Raw genomic sequence first — 16512 nt, 5'->3', positions numbered from 1 at the left:
AATTTCAAGAGTCACCTAAACTCTCTTGACCACTTTCAAAGATTTAAATATGAAGCAAAGTAAAAATGAAGCCGTCTTTCAGGACGAGGTATTGACACGCTTTGAGCTTTTCAAAAGTTTGTTTTTAACATTGCCATTTCAACGTGTTAAAGATACCGGTACTTTATTACCATTTTTTGCAAAGCAATGTGAAAAGGGTGTGGATCAGCATTTAACTCCTGATGAGATCATAAAGAGTTTCTTCGATCAGCATGAAGAATTTTCTTCGGAAGAGCAACGTATTGATTTGTTATTTCGATTTGTTCAATATATAGAGCGTCAGGTTGTTTTATTTGATGCGATTGAAGATTCATCATTTCAGATGGTGGGCCGTGGCGATGATGAAAATGTCTTAGGGGCATTAATTAAAAACGCCGAAGGTAGCGAAGATATGCGCCGTAAGATTGTGTCAAAATTGAAGGATTTTTCTGTACGTCTTGTATTGACTGCACATCCTACTCAATTTTATCCGGGACCGGTATTGGGTATTATCAACGACCTGATCGATGCAATCAAGACCAACGATATTCATAGTATTCACCTGCTGTTACAGCAATTGGGGAAAACGCCTTTCATCAATAAAAATAAACCGACTCCAGTTGATGAGGCTGCGAGCTTAGCTTGGTTTTTGGAAAACGTGTTTTATAAAGTGGCATCGGAGATTCAGTCGTTCATTGATGATGAATTGGATGTCGATACCGAAGAGGTAAAACAATTGATTGAGCTTGGCTTTTGGCCGGGGGGTGACCGAGACGGGAATCCTAACGTAAGTGTTGATAGCACCAAGAAAGTTGCCGCGTTGCTACGTACTATTTTGTTTAGATGTTACTATAGAGATTTCCGTATCGTTAGACGACGCATCACATTTAGAGGTGTGGAGGAGTATATGGAAAATCTGCAGACATTGTTCTACGAAAATAGTTTTAATCCGGTCGAACATCCTGCAGACGAAACCGATAATATCATCACGAATCTAAAAGCAATCAAAAATGTTTTGGAGGAATATCACAACGGGCTTTTTGTAGAGATCGTTGATGATCTACTTCGTAAAGTGATGACTTTTGGTTGTTTCTTTACCACATTGGATATCAGACAAGACAGCCGCATATTACGTGAGGCTACCAATTATCTGATTCAGCACAACCAGGAAAAGACTGGAATGCCATTGGATTATCTGGAGCTTAGTGAAAATGAGAAGCAAAAAGCAATAAGATTCAAAGAACTTGACTTAACGGTGGGAGAGGATGCGGATCCGTTAACGAAAGATACTTCGGGCGTGATAAAATTGTTAAAGGAGATTCAACGTTCCGGTTCTGAGCGAGCTGCACAACGCTTTATCATCAGTAATTGCCAGCAAGCAAGTGATATTTTGGGACTGCGTCAATTATTTTTATGGTCTGGATGGAAGAAGGATGCTTTAACGATCGATTTTGTGCCCTTGTTTGAGACCGTTGATGACTTGACGAGAGCAGCGGACGTGATGAAAACCTTGTACAGTAATAAGGAGTACAAGGCACATTTGAAACGAAGAGGAAACAAACAGACGATTATGTTGGGTTATTCAGATAGTACCAAAGACGGTGGATATCTGATGGCGAACTGGTCGATCTATCGTGCAAAAATCGAACTTACGGCGATATCACGCGAATACGATGTCGATTTGGTGTTTTTTGATGGCCGCGGTGGACCTCCAGCACGTGGTGGTGGTAAAACACAACGTTTTTATGCATCTATGGGTAAGGAGATTGCCAACGATCATATTCAATTGACAATTCAGGGACAAACAATCAGTAGCCAGTACGGATCTTTAGATACAGCGCGGTTTAATATTGAGCAACTTTTGCATGCCGGCATTATTTCAGATTTAAAACAACGTGTGGGCGATACTTTAACCAAGCATCAACAGGAGATCATTGATAAGCTAGCTGAGTTGAGTCATCACAAGTTTATGGATCTACGCACGAATGAATTGTTTTTACCATATTTGGAGACGATGTCGCCATTGAAAGCGTTATCCTCGATCAATATTTCAAGTAGACCTGTAAAACGCAACTCAGGCCGTGAATTGCGACTGGAAGATTTGCGGGCGATTAGTTTTGTAACTTCATGGAGCCAGCTGAAGCAAAATATTCCTGGATTTTATGGTGTCGGAACAGCATTGCAATGGGCTGAAAAAAATAACCTCTGGAAGGACGTACAGCAATTATATGTTTCATCGGGATTTTTCCAGACATTGATCGACAACTGTATGATGTCGATGACAAAGTCAAACTTTGATATTACTGCATACATGAAAGATGATCCTATTTATGGTGATTTTTGGAAAACTTTGTATGCCGAGTACCAGATAACAAAAGAATATTTGTTAAAATTGAGCGGAACCTCAAAATTGATGGAGAACTATCCTGTGGATCGCGAGTCTATTTTAGCGCGCGAGGGAATTGTATTACCGTTATTGGTTATACAGCATTTTGCGATTCGTGCATTGAATTCGGATCAGCTGACTGATGCACAACGTGAAGATTATTCGAAGTTAATAGCGCGTACAATCTTTGGCGTGGTGAATGCCGGAAGAAATGTTGCGTAATTTTTCTTTCTTTTCACGGATAGGGTTTCGGAGAACATATATTTTATCTACTTTTGTATAGTTAACAAAATTGATATGAAGATTAATAAGTTATTTATTGTTGCGGCTTGTGCGGGTACATTATTTGCATCTTGTGGTCAAACAGCTGCAGATAGACAGCGTCAATACTCTAATGCATCCTTAGCGGATGGTGATGCCTTTGCAATGATTAAATTCGTTGGCGAAAATGGAAACTACTTGGTAAATCTTGCCGATGTAGCTGCAAAACAATCTACCTCAGCAGAGGTGAAAAATGTAGCTGCAAAGATTAAAGAAGCTTACGCAACAGTGTTGCCAGAATTAGACAATTTAGCAAAAGAATTGCATGTTGGCGATGCGCAACGTGGTGTACCTGCATTTCAACTTCCAGCTTCAATTGGTTCGGACAGTACAGCGGCATTCAACGATAAAGCATTTTTAGCACTAGTGGTTGAAAAACAAGGTGAGATCAATACAAGATTGTCTCATGAAGAACACAATACAAACAAGGATGTTATTCACCTTTCGGAGGAGTCTTTGAAAAAAGTGGAAGAGATCTATAAATTAGCTGGTGGTAAAGTTGAAGAACACCATCACTAAGAAATAAGGTAAATAGAAGGAAAGGAGTATTCATTAAAATGAATATTCCTTTTTTTATGAGTTTTTTGCTGGCAATAATGGATTTTCTATATGGAATTGTATCAGGTACTGCATTTCGATAGGATACGCTACGCTACCTGTATCCTGAGTTAGTTGATTGTCAGTGAGATAATTTTGTCAGGAAATGAGTTCATATTTTTGAGAAAACAGGAGTTTTAGTTGTTTTACGACAATATCAGCTGTTGTGTGCACAAGAATTCCTTGTGATAATCGTTTGTTATTTGTTAAATTAATGATAACTTAACATTTGTATAACATAGTTTTTAATAACTGTGTTTATTTTAGCGTAATTTAATGAAATCGTATATAAAGTGAGATACGCCGCAATAGATATAGGCTCCAATGCAGTCCGTCTTTTGATAGCTGACATTATAGGACAGAAAGACCAATATAATTTTAAGAAAAATACACTGTTACGTGTTCCACTCCGTTTGGGAGATGACGCGTTTATTCATCAGGAAATTTCACCAAGGAAAGCCGAGAGTTTGATCAAAACGATGAAGGCTTTTCGGGAGTTGATGGATGTGTATCACGTGGAGGATTACATGGCCTGTGCGACGTCGGCCATGCGTGATGCACGAAATGGGGCTGACATTGTTGCGGAGGTCAAGAAAAATGGTATAAACATCGATATTATCGAAGGAGCAAAAGAGGCTGAGATTATTTACAATAGCCATTGGGATAATAAGATGGAAAAGGACAAAGTTTACCTGTACATTGATGTGGGGGGCGGTAGTACTGAATTATCGTTATTCGCTAATGGTGTTTTGGTTAATTCTAAGTCTTTCAACTTGGGTACGATTCGTATTTTAGACAATCAGGATAAGGCAGAAACCTGGGATGAATTGAGGGAATGGGTACGTAGCAATACGCATATGTATAAGCAAGTTGTTGGGATCGGTACCGGTGGTAATATTAATAAGCTTGCACGCCTCTCCAATGAGAAGCTGGATAAACCATTGTCCTATGCCAAATTAAAAGCGGTATATGAACATTTATCTTCCTTTTCTTTAAAAGAGCGCATAATTTTATTGGGGTTAAACGAAGATCGTGCGGATGTTATCATACCTGCGAGTGAAATTTTCCTGACGATTATGAAGTATGGCCGTCTAAAACAAATCATTGTTCCAAGGGTTGGACTTGTCGACGGTGTAATTAGAACCTTGATCAATAGGAATTTAGTGAAATAATGCTTTAAAAAGCAATTTTAGACTTGTAAAAGAGCGAAAAATCTTTATTTTTGTGATACCAAAGGTGAATATGAGCCCAGGTGGCGAAATTGGTAGACGCACCATCTTGAGGGGGTGGCGCTCGCATGGGCGTGGCAGTTCGAATCTGCTCCTGGGCACTTAAGGAGACACTAGTCGTTAGTAGTCTCCTTTTTTTATGAACAAAAATATATCTCACATCCAAGGCATATGATAAATTTGATAATAATAAAGCCTTGTTGGTTTATTTGGATAAAAATTATTCAAAATATTTCTTTGCTCTTCACGTTAGTGTTATTAGGAGGCTCGACAATTGTATCCTTTGTTAATAATGTTACAACTATTAATATTGATTTCAATCCCCTAATGTATTTTCTGTTTTTTCTCTTTGTTTTCCTTATTTCTTTTTTGCTGGATACTTTAATAAAAAGGGAGTCCTTAATTCAGCTGAATTTAGGTGATAAAAATCAGGCGAACGATATCTATTTACAGGTAAATATATATAAAGGATATCCATCATATTGGGGACATTTCATTAAGATGTCTCATTATAATTCAAAAAAGAAATACCTTTTTAGATATGATAGCGATTTTGTTAAAATTATACCAAGAGAACAGATAAAGTATACAAATTGGCACTCTTTAATTTTAGAAAAAACTTCAAAAATATTAAAAGAATCTTTAAATCTATTGTGGGCTATAAATTGATCTTCATGAAAATTAAAACAATAGTATAAATTATCAGTAGTCTAACTGTATATTTAAAAACAGTATGACCGTGTTCAATAACCCAAGTATTATACCTCTCTTTTTTCGATTGCTTTACTGGCATGTTCCCTTTTGAATATAGTATTAACGTGATAATAATAATATAAAATAAAAAAATCATAATAATTTATTATAGTATTCTTCAATAGCATTTTTATGTGAACGAATAATATTTAATCCAGCTTGCTCTATTGTCCTCCAATTTTGAGGTTTAGTGATCAAATTTATTAAATTAGTTCTAGACAAACCAAAAACGCCCAATAGTTGCATTTTTTGTGACGCTTCGGGGTTGCCACCCAGTCCTAGTAACCCTAGTCCATTAGATGGAGCGTCTTTCAAAAATTCATTATCTGTCCAGGTTCCTATCAAATTTATTGGAAGCCTAGTTAACCCAGACTCCCCCATCAAATAAAAAATAAGCACCTCTAAGCTGAGATATCTCTGTTGGTGCTGATGAGCGTACGCTAGCAAATGAAACTATCAGCTCTTTGTGTTTTCAGATTGTGCAGAAACGATCTTATCAAATATAGGTTTATGAACAATGAAATCAACAAAATTATGGTTAAGGATGAAAGATCAATAAATGTCGAATTTTTATGCTTTAACCATGAGATCAATGCTGGATCTTTTAGGCTGATACAATTATCCGTGGAAATCTTCTCAACATTGTTATTAATAATTACTTGATGGTCCGCCTTTATTTCAACTGTTGTCCTTAACCTGTCTTGTCGCGAAACTACCCATACCTTATTATGATTAAAACAAATACTTTCAAGTTGCCCTAGTACAATTTGTTCCGGAGCGATTCTTTTATTTTTATGAAGAACCAAAAAATCGCTATTATCTACTAATACAACACCATAATCGTTCAATGAAATATCAGTTCCCCAATAATCAATTTTTAGGTTAAGCGGTAATTGATACTTTTGATTCAAAGCGGTTTCATCAATTTTGTATTGTACATCTATAAGCCAAAATGCTAGTAAAACTACATTTATAAAAGTAATAATCAGTGCACCAAAAAATGTGATGTATTTTTTCATCTTTTTGATAGTAAGAAATTGATATAATTGTTAAGCCTTATTAAAAAAGAGTTCGTCATTTTTCGATATAATACTTACATGGCTTGCTGATTACTTTTTCCTTATCAAACGCAACAACTTTTAATAGTTTTTCGGTTCGATTTTTTCTTTTTTGACGTTGCTGATTATACAGATCTGTTTAAGGGTAAAAATAGGAGAAATTATTGTACTTGAGCAAGCTTATGTCTATTTGAATGGTTATTGCAGCTAGATCCGACAACGTCAATAAAAATACAAGTAGAACGAAAATAACGTTAATTTTTTCAGTTCCTAATGGACGCAATCGTTGGCAAAATATATTAAACTTTATCGTCTTTTTCAGGATATACCTTTCCAGCTTAGATAAAGCACTCGTGAAGCACGGATATAGCACAGCTATAGTACTGCTTACGCAACTGTCGCGTAAGAATATATGGCAAAGAGAAATGTACAAAAAAGGCACTATATATGTGCTGAAAATTGCCACTTCCAGTATTGTTGTCGCTTGCTCGTGGGTTTATCTTGTATAGATAGGTTTTCCGGGAAACCAGTTAGCGCCATTACCACCACAGGTAAATGCTTTCTGCTTTCTCGATTATTTTCCATTTTCTTATAAAAAGCAATGTTTACGGTTCGCTATTCCAATTTTTGACCCCATTTGCGCTAGTATATTTGGGCATTGTTAACGAATTTGTCCGATGCTGTAATAATTGGGCCGCTGAACTGTAGTTTATTTTGAATCAGATCCCTAAAAATACAAATAATGATAGAGACATACAATGTATAAAAATAAGACTTGCTGGACACGATTAACCTATACAGCACAAACAGTCGTATTGCGAATAATAGACTAACAACCACGAATAATGAAGGGGTTATAGCAAATAATAAATCACCGTAAAATTAGTTAAATGCGTTTCTATTTTTACTTCCATAAAATAAAGACCTGCTTCAAAAGCATGTTATGGTTTAACAAAAAAATAGAAACAATGAAAAAATTAATGATGAGTTTGATGGCGGTTGCGCTGCTATCTACAGTGGCTTCTGCAAAGACAACAGAAAAGGCTCCGAAAGAAAATGTCAATGTTAAAACGACGACTTACCGCCTTCCTAAAACGAACACCCTCGTGAAAGTCACCGAAGAGGTCAAAGAAAGCAAAGGCCAATTAACGCATTGTGTTTTTGTATTGAGTTTTTATGACTATGATACGGCACAATTGGTTGGTACACATACTTCAGACACTTATACGAGTGGTGGTTGTGGATCGTTCTTCAAAGCGTGTAGAGCTTTTTGGGGTGTTTAATGCAGTCGATCGCTCTTGATTTCAACCAGCTGGGAGGCTTCTGCATTTTCACGGTGTTACAAAAGATTAAATCTAAGCGGGGTGAAAACCCCGCTTTTTTGTTTTGGACTGATGAAAAAAAATGTTATCTTCGATTATTATATTTAATTTATCAGATAAAAAAGTGCGAGTGATCCCTTTTTTTAATGATAACGGAATTTGAAACCGAAGAACTTCAATATGCACACTAGAAATTTTTTACTTCTTCTTAGCTCACTGGTATGGCTAAGTTGTACAAAAGATCCCATCGAGCCAAAGGTAGAGCCCCCAGAAGTGGTTCCCACGGATACAACCAAAAATAAACCCACTGTTCCGCCAGATAAGTATGAGATTCGAAAAGTACAGTTACAAATGAGTAAGCTTTTCGCTGATGAAAATATTGATGAAAAGGTGTTCTTGGGGGGACTTTGGAGTCTCAAAGATACCCTTGATGGTCCGCGACTAGAAAGCCTGGAAGCAAAAGCAAAAAAAGTTAAATTCCATTTTTTGTCTTATAACGACGCATCCATAGATTTGGGCTTCTTTGTGCCCAGTTATAAAAATGGTCTTGCTTATGCCAATAAGTTTGAAAAATCGAAACAGGCAAGCAGTATGAATTTCTCCTCCAGTACTTTTGAAGATTATGCCGAAATACAGGGATTTCTTGGTAATTCGAAGGATGTAAAGAAGGCCTTATCCCTTGTGAGACATGCAGATTCAACGACGATCAGTAAACCCAATAGCACACTTCGGATAGGTAATGTCAATAAGCTTACAATATATATTGATTATATGGAGTATTATGAAGCTTACCCAACATCGGAAGTCGCAGCATTAACCCAAGCAGGTTACTCTCCCTATGTGCTTTCTTCGGTGACTTATGGCACCAATATGATTCTGATGGGAGAAACTGATTCAACACGGGCAAAACTCAATACAGCGATAGACAAAATATTGGAAAAGCAAGCACTGGATGATATAGATATCAAAGTCCTCGATTGCAGTAATTTGCTGATCTACTATCGTGGTGGCGGGAAGAACAGTTTTATTCAGTATCCAAAAGGAGCCCAGGCTATTGGGACAGCACTCCGCGATATGCTCCTTTATGTGAGCCAGACGGAAAACATCTTTAATTATCCACTTACTTATGACTTCATGAGCCTCAAGGATTATAGTACGTTAGAGTATTACAATATTTTTGATATTCACGTCAAAAAGGAAAAGTAAACTAATGCTAAAAATATAAAGGGCATATTTTAAAGAAGTTGACTTTCTTAGGTTTGCTTAAATGCATAAAGCAAAAACATAAAAAGGGGATTTAGATCCCCCTTTTTATTGAGTCAATATGTGTTTTTGATCAGTCTAGCGAGCGATTGATCATTAAGCGCCTAATTAAACTTATTTAGTTTCACTCAAGTCTTTTAAAAGCTGCAACGCCGCTGGCCAAGCTTCATTAAAGTAATCGATGTATTCGTCGTTTGTATCAACATCCACTTTCAATAATGTTTGTCCCTCGGTGGCTGAAAAAGAATAGTTTTCTAATGCTCCTGCCCAATCTTCAACAGTTGGTCCGGATAAAATCTCTTGGCCCTTGTCTAAGATGCCAAGGTGGCGAATAGACACATATGAATTTGGAATATATTCAGCAATCTCTGCTACCATTCCGCCTTTTTCACCATTTTCATTGACGCCGGTAAAATGAATTCTTTGTCCCTTTTCCCAAACGCCTTCGAAATCAGAACTCGGATTGAACGCACTGGTCCATTGTTTGTACGTTTCTTTATCGAGCATTGTTTTAAAAACCCGTGACACAGGAGCATCAATCTTAATTTGATAGGTCAATTTCTTCATCTTTCTATTGTTTTGGAAAATTGGGATCTGCTTTTATTTCAGCGATCTGTTTGGTATGACGTGCACAATGTGCAGCAATAAACATCAGGGCTTGGTAACCATCAATTGGACCGGTTGGGGAGTCGCTGACATGATTTCTAAGATCTTCTGCATCAGCTTTTTTGATATAATCAAGTACTGGCTGACGCGCGGCATTGAAATCAGCGAGTGCCGTTTTCACATTTTTATAAATGCCCTCTGGTTGGAGTTCCTTGGGTGCCTGATATTTGTGACTCCTGTCTGTGAGTGCATTCTTGAGATTGTCGTCGGTCATCTTGATCTCTTTCCGCCTTTCAGGTTGTGGATCTTGATCCAGGCCTTTTTTTGCCATGTCAAATATCATTCGTTCTGAACGAATAATATGTTCAAGGCATTGACTGATAGACCATTTGTCAGGCGCTGGTTTAAATTGGAGCTGCGCTTCGCTTAAACCTGCAACCTGCTTTTCAAGTTCCGCAGTTGTTTGGTTAAAGTATTGTAATAGCGAGTCGGTTCCCACATAATTACGTTTTATGCTCTGTTTTTTTAATATCAGCGCAATGTTTTGGTTCTTTTGCTCGAGCAATAATCGTGATTTAGCTGATAATGGAGCTAAGGAAGCAGTTGCTATACTTGCAATTGCTATCATGTTCATAATTAGATTCATAGTTTGATACGTATTAAAATCGTAAAAATAAATGTCACTACTTCTTTACAATTATAACACATTTTTGTTTTCTATATCTTTCCATAAGGCAAGAAAAGGTGGGGAGACCTGTTCTCTAATCAGAAGGTAATAATTCCTTAGATAGTGGCATCAATTGCTGGATAAGTGTCGTATTGTGTAATAAGTGTTTTTTATACATTTATTAAAATAAAACCTTATCTTTAACAGAATAACTAACCTACTATTTGAGTTAATCTATGTTAAATCACAATTATACGCGCTATTTTAGACGTTTACCATTAAAACCTTATGTTTTGGTATGTATCGTGTCTTTATTGGGCACAATTGCTGTAGCACAGCAGACATCGGTATCTAGTCCTGATGGAACTTTGACCGTTAAGTTGGATCTGAAAAATGGCAATCTATTTTATGAGGTTGAACTGGAAGGGAAAACGATGCTGGAAGCTTCTCCGCTTGGGCTCCAAAGCAAGACGATAAATTTAAGTGATAATTTGCATCCAATAGCAGAAAAAAGAGCTGAAATTTCGACCAATTATAACGAGTCAAAAATCAAACGCAGTCAGGTAGCGTATAAAGCGAATGAATTGCGTTATTTGTTGGAGAATGCTTCAAAGCAACAGTTTGAGGTTACTTTCCGTGTTAGCAACAACAATATAGCCTTCCGATATTATGTGCCTCAGGTAGGCGAGCCGGCCAATTTTGCATTAATAAAGGAGGAGAGTGGCTTTAAATTTCCACTCATTACAACAACATTTTTAACAGCCCAAGCGTCCCCGATGATAGGTTGGATGAAAACAAAGCCAAGTTATGAAGAAGAATATCAGGCAGATCAGGCCTTAGGGGTACCTTCGAAGTATGGTGTTGGATATACTTTTCCTGCACTCTTTCATGTTGGGGATCGTGGATGGGTACTTGTTTCGGAAACGGGTGTATCAAGTGCTTATTGTGCATCCAAGTTAAGCGAAGGCACCAAGGATGGTCTTTATAAAATTACTTTCCCGGAGGAAGGGGAGAACAATGGCATTGGACGTGCAGCTCCTACAATTTCATTACCCGGTTATACGCCTTGGCGCACACTGACTATCGGGAGCAATCTAAAACCCATTGTGGAGACGACCATTCCTTTTGATGTTGTTGAGCCGCAGTATCCGGCGTCGAAGAAATACGAATTCGGACGGGCAACGTGGAGTTGGCTGGAATGGCAGGATGGTAGTATTAATTTTGAAGACCAAAAGAAGTTTATTGATCTGTCAGCTTCAATGGGTTATGAATTTGTATTGATCGACAATTGGTGGGATACAAAGATCGGCCACGAAAAAATTGAACAATTGGTGGCTTATGGAAAGGAGCGGGGCGTAGGTATTTGCCTGTGGTATAATTCGAACGGATTCTGGAACGACGCACCGCAAACACCAAAAAATAAAATGAATACTTCGATCGCACGTAAAGCCGAGATGCAATGGATGCAGCGTGTGGGCATTAAAGGAATCAAAGTTGATTTTTTTGGAGGTGATAAACAGGAAACACTTAAGCTTTACGAAGATATTCTTTCGGATGCAAATGATTATGGATTAACAGTAATATTTCATGGATGTACTTTACCGCGGGGTTGGGAGCGTATGTATCCGAATTTCGTGGGTAGCGAAGCTGTATTGGCCTCCGAAAACTTGATTTTCACACAACATGCAAATGATACGGAGGCCTTTAATGCGACTTTACATCCATTTATTCGCAATGCCGTGGCGGCAATGGATTTTGGTCCGGTTTTGCTGAACAAACGTCATAACCGTGAGAATAACGGTGGTACTATTCGCAAAACGACAGAAACATTTCAATTGGCAACCGCGATTTTATTTCAGACTCCAGTGCAAAATTTTGGATTGACACCCAATAATTTACAGGAAATGCCAGCCCATGTGATTGATTTTATGAAACAGGTACCTACAACCTGGGATGAAACAATTTTTATTGATGGTTATCCAGGTAAATATGTCATACTTGCCCGGAGAAAGAGTGATACATGGTATATAGCGGGTATAAATGCCGAGGGCAAAGAAAAGGCTGTATCGGTGAATTTGGCCATGTTAAGTACGGATGCGGTACAGCTAATCGACGATAACATCGCCCGGGAATCAAAACAGAAACAAATTCGACTTTCCAAAACAAAAACCATCAAATTGACATTACAACCGGATGGCGCAGTTGTTTTAATTGGAAAATAAAACAACATAGCTCTTCTGACGAACTGAATCGTTCTTGATTAACTCAGTTAATCAAGACTAAGTGAATCACTCCTGACTAGTGTAAACTTTCTCAAAGCTTCCACTAGTCAGGGCGAAGAGTCCGGATTTCTAGGATCTTGTGACTTGTAGATCCTGCCCCGGCCTTAATTTTTAGTTCTATATTGGTTTTCCCTGTACCATCATTGGGAAGCTGTATACGTATTGTTTTAATGGTTGACTTCTCATCCTTGTCTTCCAGTGTGCTGATGGTTTTACCATCGACCATAACCTCCGTTACCCTTGATGAGTTGTCTGCCAGCAATTTGATGGCTATCAGTTGGGTCTCGGGCGTTACTTTCATCACATAACTAAACCAGTCTTTTGTATCGCGCCAGCGTGTATCGCCGAATGCCCCAGCATTGCTATTTTGCTCGCGAAAAAAGTGATCTGATTCCGGTTGTTGCTCTCCAACGACGACCTTATCGACAGTTTTGGCAGCTAGCGCCAAGCTTTCTATTTCATCACTGTTCATTTTCTCCTGTAACGCCTGTAGTTCCTTTTCTGTTGCTTGAGGCCAATAGATCATATAACGGGAATCATGAATACCGAAAAAGGGTTCTAGTTCCATTTGAATACCTTTTTTTCCCAAATAGAGATCTGAGAGCGTAAAGTGTAAGGGCTTTGATGCTATTGGTTTTACAAGTGTCGGAATATTGTTCGGCTCAGCTTTAAGAATTGGGAGATCACGTAAAGGGATTTGTTTTCCCGATGCAATGTGCCCCATTCGGCTGTCATCGGCCTGAAGTCCCAAAAGATCTTCCTGTCCATTACGGGCACCCAAAACAAGAGGTCCATATAAAATACTATAATAATTGCTTTTATCAGGCAACTGCTCAGTATGTATCCCCATAGGCAATTCAAGACTGACAATATCCCCCTTTCGCCATGTACGTTTGATTTGGATATGCTCATTCGTTGAACTGAAATTGTGGTAACGCTTTCCATTGATCAACACATGCGGAGCTGCTGTCAGCCAGTTGGGTTTACGAATAAACAAGCTGAATGAAGTCGGTTTTTTTGGGTTGATTCGGATGCTTGTATTGGCTTCTGTCGGAAAGTTCGTTTCTTGAATAACTTCCATGTTTTTCTCTTTCCAGTCCAAGCGTGAAGGAATAAACAAATTGACGAATAAGTCATTGTTGCGTTGTGCATAGATCATTTCACCATATTTGGCGTGGTTTTCCATCCCTGATCCAACGCAGCACCACATACTTGTCTGTGTTTGTGAATAAACGCGATAATGCCCCGGACGGATTTGTGTGAAATAAACTAATCCACCATGTTCGGGATGTTGTGTCGATAAGATGTGGTTGTAAAGAGCACGTTCATAAAAATCGAGGTATTTTCCTTGCGGATCAGTTTGGTAGAGCATTTTTGTGAGCCGTAACATATTGTACGTATTGCAGGTTTCAGGTCCCTCAATGCTATGTAACATCTTTGAAAAATCGTCCGTAGGGTTAAAATGCTCACTCACACTATTTCCACCAATAGCAATCGAGCGTTGCTCAACGACATTGTCCCAAAAGTACCGAACAGCCTCAGCCCATTTTTCGTTGTGGGAAAGGTCGGCGATGCGTTTAAAACCGAGAACTTTTGGAATTTGTGTATTTGCGTGCAATCCTGTTAAATGATCTTGATGCGCTAATAAGGGCTCAAGTATGGATTGATGACTGAATTTACGAGCCAGCTCGAGATAAGTTGGGTTTTGGGTAATTGCAGCGACATCAGCAAAGGTTTCGTTCAGTCCACCGTGTTCACTTCGTAACATCTCCTGTATTTGAGCTTCGGAAAGTTGACTAACCAACTTAAGCGCCCAATCAGTCATCTGAATAAGCATGTCTTTCGCAGATTCATTGCCTGTCAACAAGTAGGCGTCTCGTAGGCCAGCATAGGTTTTGTGTATATTATATAGCGGTACCCATTTTCCATTCAAGTTAAAGCTACCGGCGTTGATCTGGCCTTGTTGAATCTCTGTCCAACTAATTTTACCCCCAGGCACCCCGCCAATGTATCCGTTTCCATTTGCTTCCTGACAACGTTTCAAGTTGACCAGCATGTAATCCAGGCGTTCCTTGATGCGAAGATCTCCTGTAGCGGCATACATATGAGCCAGCGCAGATAGATAATGACCTCCGATATGGCCATCTAGTCCTGTATTTTCCCAATTGGTATAAGAGTCTTTTTTAAGCGGTAAATTGGCTTCGCGTAAAAATGGAGCCAACAATCGGTCCGGATCCATTTCCAATAAATAAGTGATATCCAGGTCTTCAGCCTGTTTAAAAACTCCAGGTAACAACCTTACCTCTCTTAAATCGAAATAATTTAATTGAGGAGTTGTTTGAGCAGATAGCGCCAGACAAAATAAGCTTAAGAGAGCACTGTGCAAAAATTTGTTTTTGAAGATCATATGGACTGAAATTATCATTTGTTATTAACAAGATCTGATGAGCTTGTCTGGTTAGCCGTTATGTATAAAAAAGACCGGTAAATCAAAGATATTAAATGTGTTATTTATTTTAAGTGTTTTTTTTACATTTATCTATGCAAAAGAAAAAGGATGAATAGTTTTAAGTTGTATTTATCTGATAGTTAGCATTTTGTTTATTTTGTGTTTAGGGAGGTAAAATCCTGGCCTGCTGATAAGATCGCAATAAAAAAGAGTTGATCCGTTTATTTTTAGCTATACTTGTATATGAATAAAATTAATAGTATTGTTATTTTTTGTGCTTCCAGTTTAGGGAATTCGGCCGTGTATGAAGAGCAAGCCTCCTATGTGGGAAAGGTTTTGGCAGAATACGGTATCCGTTTGGTTTATGGCGGCGGAAGGGTCGGCCTAATGGGGGCTGTTGCGAATGGAGCTCTTGCGCACGGAGGTGAAGTAATAGGTGTGATTCCCGATTTTTTGAATTCGAAAGAAAGAGAGCATAGGGGTGTAACAAAACTGATTACTGTAGATACCATGCATGATCGTAAACGAATTATGAGCGATTATGCCGAAGGGGTTGTTGCTCTTCCGGGCGGTTTTGGTACATTGGAAGAACTTTTTGAAATGATTACATGGGCTCAATTAGGTTTACATAAAAAGCCAGTTGGTTTATTAAACATCAATGGATTTTATAATCATCTAATTCAATTTATTGATCACATGGTCGAAGAAGGGCTTCTTAAGCAGGAAAATAGAGCAATGTTATTGGTCGCTGATACGATTGAAGAGCTGATCGAGAAGATGCAAGAGTATGAAGCACCACTGGTTCCAAAATGGATTGAGAAGGATGAAATTTAGGACTTCAATAAATTCTTATGTCATCTTAATCCCGCTCTTAATTTATGACTAATAGCATTCTTATCGCTTTTTAATTTCGATTTAGAGATTTGTAACAGAATTTCTTATTCCTCCATATGTTACAATCTCGGGGGTTTTTAACCTGTATTTTTATCGTTTCTCCGTTTGGGCTTATTGCTCAAACAGTATCTCAGGATACCATGAAATCGTTCAGAATTGACGAAGTCGAAATTAGTTCGAAGTATTACAAAAGATATAATCCGAAACAACTGTCGGAAGCATTGCGGCTAGAAGCCTCATTGTTAAATATACCACAGCATATTCAAGTGGTGAACAGCGAGATTTTTAGGGATCAAGTGGTACTCAACCTCAATGAAAGTGCTACCCGAAACAGCAGTGGTACATTTCGGGAGAAACGGCATAATGGTATATCTCCAGATATCTATTCCCGTGGAGGCTATATCAGCGCGCAGCGTAATGGTGTTGATATGCGTCCACTGGGAAAAGGGCCTAAGTATCATTTTTTTTCAATGGTTAATTTTTGAACAACATTTTAGAAGAAATGAACAACAATCAATCGAACTAGAGGTGGTACCTTTATTATGGCTAGATGTTAGAGTTGTTTGATCAGCATAAATACAGCGCTGATCTTCGATTCGGGGGAATCCCCTATATTTTAACCGGCTTTGGGATTCCCCTAATTTAAGCGTGGACAGGAGATATTCTT

The 16512-nt window shown here is 38.3% G+C and carries 13 protein-coding genes and 1 tRNA gene; 9 read left to right on the top strand and 5 right to left on the bottom strand.

All coding sequences use genetic code 11. The annotated features are described in order from the left end of the window. Window positions 1-49: 49 nt before the first annotated feature. The 4 genes from ACHWSC_RS07930 to ACHWSC_RS07915 all read left to right on the top strand — a co-directional run bounded on the left by ACHWSC_RS07930 (window position 50) and on the right by ACHWSC_RS07915 (window position 4652). Window positions 50-2626, top strand: a complete 2577-nt coding sequence (locus ACHWSC_RS07930) for a phosphoenolpyruvate carboxylase (RefSeq protein WP_394676393.1) — start codon at window positions 50-52, stop codon at window positions 2624-2626. 75 nt (window positions 2627-2701) lie between these two features. Further along, on the top strand, window positions 2702-3244 hold the full coding sequence (locus ACHWSC_RS07925; RefSeq protein WP_394676392.1) for a hypothetical protein: 543 nt from the start codon (window positions 2702-2704) through the stop codon (window positions 3242-3244). A gap of 371 nt (window positions 3245-3615) precedes the next feature. Next, window positions 3616-4494 (top strand): exopolyphosphatase, encoded by an 879-nt coding sequence (locus ACHWSC_RS07920; protein ID WP_120334907.1) that lies wholly within the window; start codon window positions 3616-3618, stop codon window positions 4492-4494. A 74-nt stretch (window positions 4495-4568) separates the two neighbouring features. Then, window positions 4569-4652: transfer RNA gene (locus ACHWSC_RS07915), tRNA-Leu, on the top strand. Between the two features lie 745 nt (window positions 4653-5397). Here ACHWSC_RS07915 and ACHWSC_RS07910 read toward each other — a convergent pair. Together ACHWSC_RS07910 and ACHWSC_RS07905 are read right to left on the bottom strand one after the other, a co-directional pair. Continuing rightward, on the bottom strand, window positions 5398-5685 hold the full coding sequence (locus ACHWSC_RS07910) for a hypothetical protein (RefSeq protein WP_394676391.1): 288 nt from the start codon (window positions 5683-5685) through the stop codon (window positions 5398-5400). A gap of 59 nt (window positions 5686-5744) precedes the next feature. Beyond that, window positions 5745-6323 (bottom strand): hypothetical protein, encoded by a 579-nt coding sequence (locus tag ACHWSC_RS07905; protein WP_394676390.1) that lies wholly within the window; start codon window positions 6321-6323, stop codon window positions 5745-5747. Between the two features lie 1007 nt (window positions 6324-7330). Here ACHWSC_RS07905 and ACHWSC_RS07900 point away from each other — a divergent pair. Together ACHWSC_RS07900 and ACHWSC_RS07895 are read left to right on the top strand one after the other, a co-directional pair. Then, window positions 7331-7645 (top strand): hypothetical protein, encoded by a 315-nt coding sequence (locus ACHWSC_RS07900; protein ID WP_333888405.1) that lies wholly within the window; start codon window positions 7331-7333, stop codon window positions 7643-7645. 219 nt (window positions 7646-7864) lie between these two features. Further along, a complete protein-coding gene (locus ACHWSC_RS07895) occupies window positions 7865-8890 on the top strand; it encodes a hypothetical protein (protein ID WP_394676389.1) in 1026 nt (341 codons plus the stop codon). Window positions 8891-9061: 171 nt separating this feature from the next. Here ACHWSC_RS07895 and ACHWSC_RS07890 read toward each other — a convergent pair whose 3' ends face one another. Further along, window positions 9062-9514 carry an SRPBCC domain-containing protein gene (locus tag ACHWSC_RS07890; RefSeq protein WP_394676388.1) on the bottom strand — a complete coding sequence of 151 codons (453 nt, stop codon included), beginning with the start codon at window positions 9512-9514 and terminating at the stop codon, window positions 9062-9064. A gap of 4 nt (window positions 9515-9518) precedes the next feature. Continuing rightward, window positions 9519-10187, bottom strand: a complete 669-nt coding sequence (locus ACHWSC_RS07885; RefSeq protein ID WP_201665170.1) for a DinB family protein — start codon at window positions 10185-10187, stop codon at window positions 9519-9521. Between the two features lie 269 nt (window positions 10188-10456). Between ACHWSC_RS07885 and ACHWSC_RS07880 the strand changes: the two genes are divergently transcribed. Further along, entirely contained in the window at window positions 10457-12442 is a 1986-nt protein-coding gene (locus ACHWSC_RS07880; RefSeq protein ID WP_394676387.1) for a glycoside hydrolase family 97 catalytic domain-containing protein, read from the top strand. A 103-nt stretch (window positions 12443-12545) separates the two neighbouring features. On the opposite strand, the gene ACHWSC_RS07875 is transcribed toward ACHWSC_RS07880, so the two are convergent. Beyond that, window positions 12546-14909 (bottom strand): beta-L-arabinofuranosidase domain-containing protein, encoded by a 2364-nt coding sequence (locus ACHWSC_RS07875; protein WP_394676386.1) that lies wholly within the window; start codon window positions 14907-14909, stop codon window positions 12546-12548. A 285-nt stretch (window positions 14910-15194) separates the two neighbouring features. On the opposite strand from ACHWSC_RS07875, the gene ACHWSC_RS07870 reads away from it, so the two are divergent. Both ACHWSC_RS07870 and ACHWSC_RS07865 read left to right on the top strand, forming a co-directional pair. Next, the gene (locus tag ACHWSC_RS07870; protein ID WP_394676385.1) at window positions 15195-15785 is read left to right on the top strand and encodes a TIGR00730 family Rossman fold protein; all 591 of its coding nucleotides are present in this window, start codon (window positions 15195-15197) and stop codon (window positions 15783-15785) included. Window positions 15786-15985: 200 nt separating this feature from the next. Further along, window positions 15986-16330 (top strand): hypothetical protein, encoded by a 345-nt coding sequence (locus ACHWSC_RS07865; protein ID WP_394676384.1) that lies wholly within the window; start codon window positions 15986-15988, stop codon window positions 16328-16330. Window positions 16331-16512: the final 182 nt, after the last annotated feature.

The sequence above is a fragment of the uncultured Sphingobacterium sp. genome (genome assembly GCF_964277905.1).
GTDB classification, from domain to species: Bacteria; Bacteroidota; Bacteroidia; order Sphingobacteriales; family Sphingobacteriaceae; genus Sphingobacterium; species Sphingobacterium siyangense.
Note: the sequence above shows the minus strand (reverse complement) of the source record. Positions and strands in the feature narration are given on the sequence as shown.

What these genes read in the sequence shown, in the direction of transcription:
- ACHWSC_RS07925 (WP_394676392.1), top strand. Translation starts at nt 2,702, where the DNA reads ATGAAGATTAATAAGTTATTTATTGTTGCGGCTTGTGCGGGTACATTA.
- ACHWSC_RS07875 (WP_394676386.1), bottom strand. Translation starts at nt 14,909, where the DNA reads ATGATCTTCAAAAACAAATTTTTGCACAGTGCTCTCTTAAGCTTATTT.
- ACHWSC_RS07900 (WP_333888405.1), top strand. Translation starts at nt 7,331, where the DNA reads ATGAAAAAATTAATGATGAGTTTGATGGCGGTTGCGCTGCTATCTACA.
- ACHWSC_RS07930 (WP_394676393.1), top strand. Translation starts at nt 50, where the DNA reads ATGAAGCAAAGTAAAAATGAAGCCGTCTTTCAGGACGAGGTATTGACA.
- ACHWSC_RS07865 (WP_394676384.1), top strand. Translation starts at nt 15,986, where the DNA reads ATGAAATCGTTCAGAATTGACGAAGTCGAAATTAGTTCGAAGTATTAC.
- ACHWSC_RS07905 (WP_394676390.1), bottom strand. Translation starts at nt 6,323, where the DNA reads ATGAAAAAATACATCACATTTTTTGGTGCACTGATTATTACTTTTATA.
- ACHWSC_RS07910 (WP_394676391.1), bottom strand. Translation starts at nt 5,685, where the DNA reads ATGGGGGAGTCTGGGTTAACTAGGCTTCCAATAAATTTGATAGGAACC.
- ACHWSC_RS07870 (WP_394676385.1), top strand. Translation starts at nt 15,195, where the DNA reads ATGAATAAAATTAATAGTATTGTTATTTTTTGTGCTTCCAGTTTAGGG.
- ACHWSC_RS07895 (WP_394676389.1), top strand. Translation starts at nt 7,865, where the DNA reads ATGCACACTAGAAATTTTTTACTTCTTCTTAGCTCACTGGTATGGCTA.
- ACHWSC_RS07885 (WP_201665170.1), bottom strand. Translation starts at nt 10,187, where the DNA reads ATGAACATGATAGCAATTGCAAGTATAGCAACTGCTTCCTTAGCTCCA.
- ACHWSC_RS07880 (WP_394676387.1), top strand. Translation starts at nt 10,457, where the DNA reads ATGTTAAATCACAATTATACGCGCTATTTTAGACGTTTACCATTAAAA.
- ACHWSC_RS07890 (WP_394676388.1), bottom strand. Translation starts at nt 9,514, where the DNA reads ATGAAGAAATTGACCTATCAAATTAAGATTGATGCTCCTGTGTCACGG.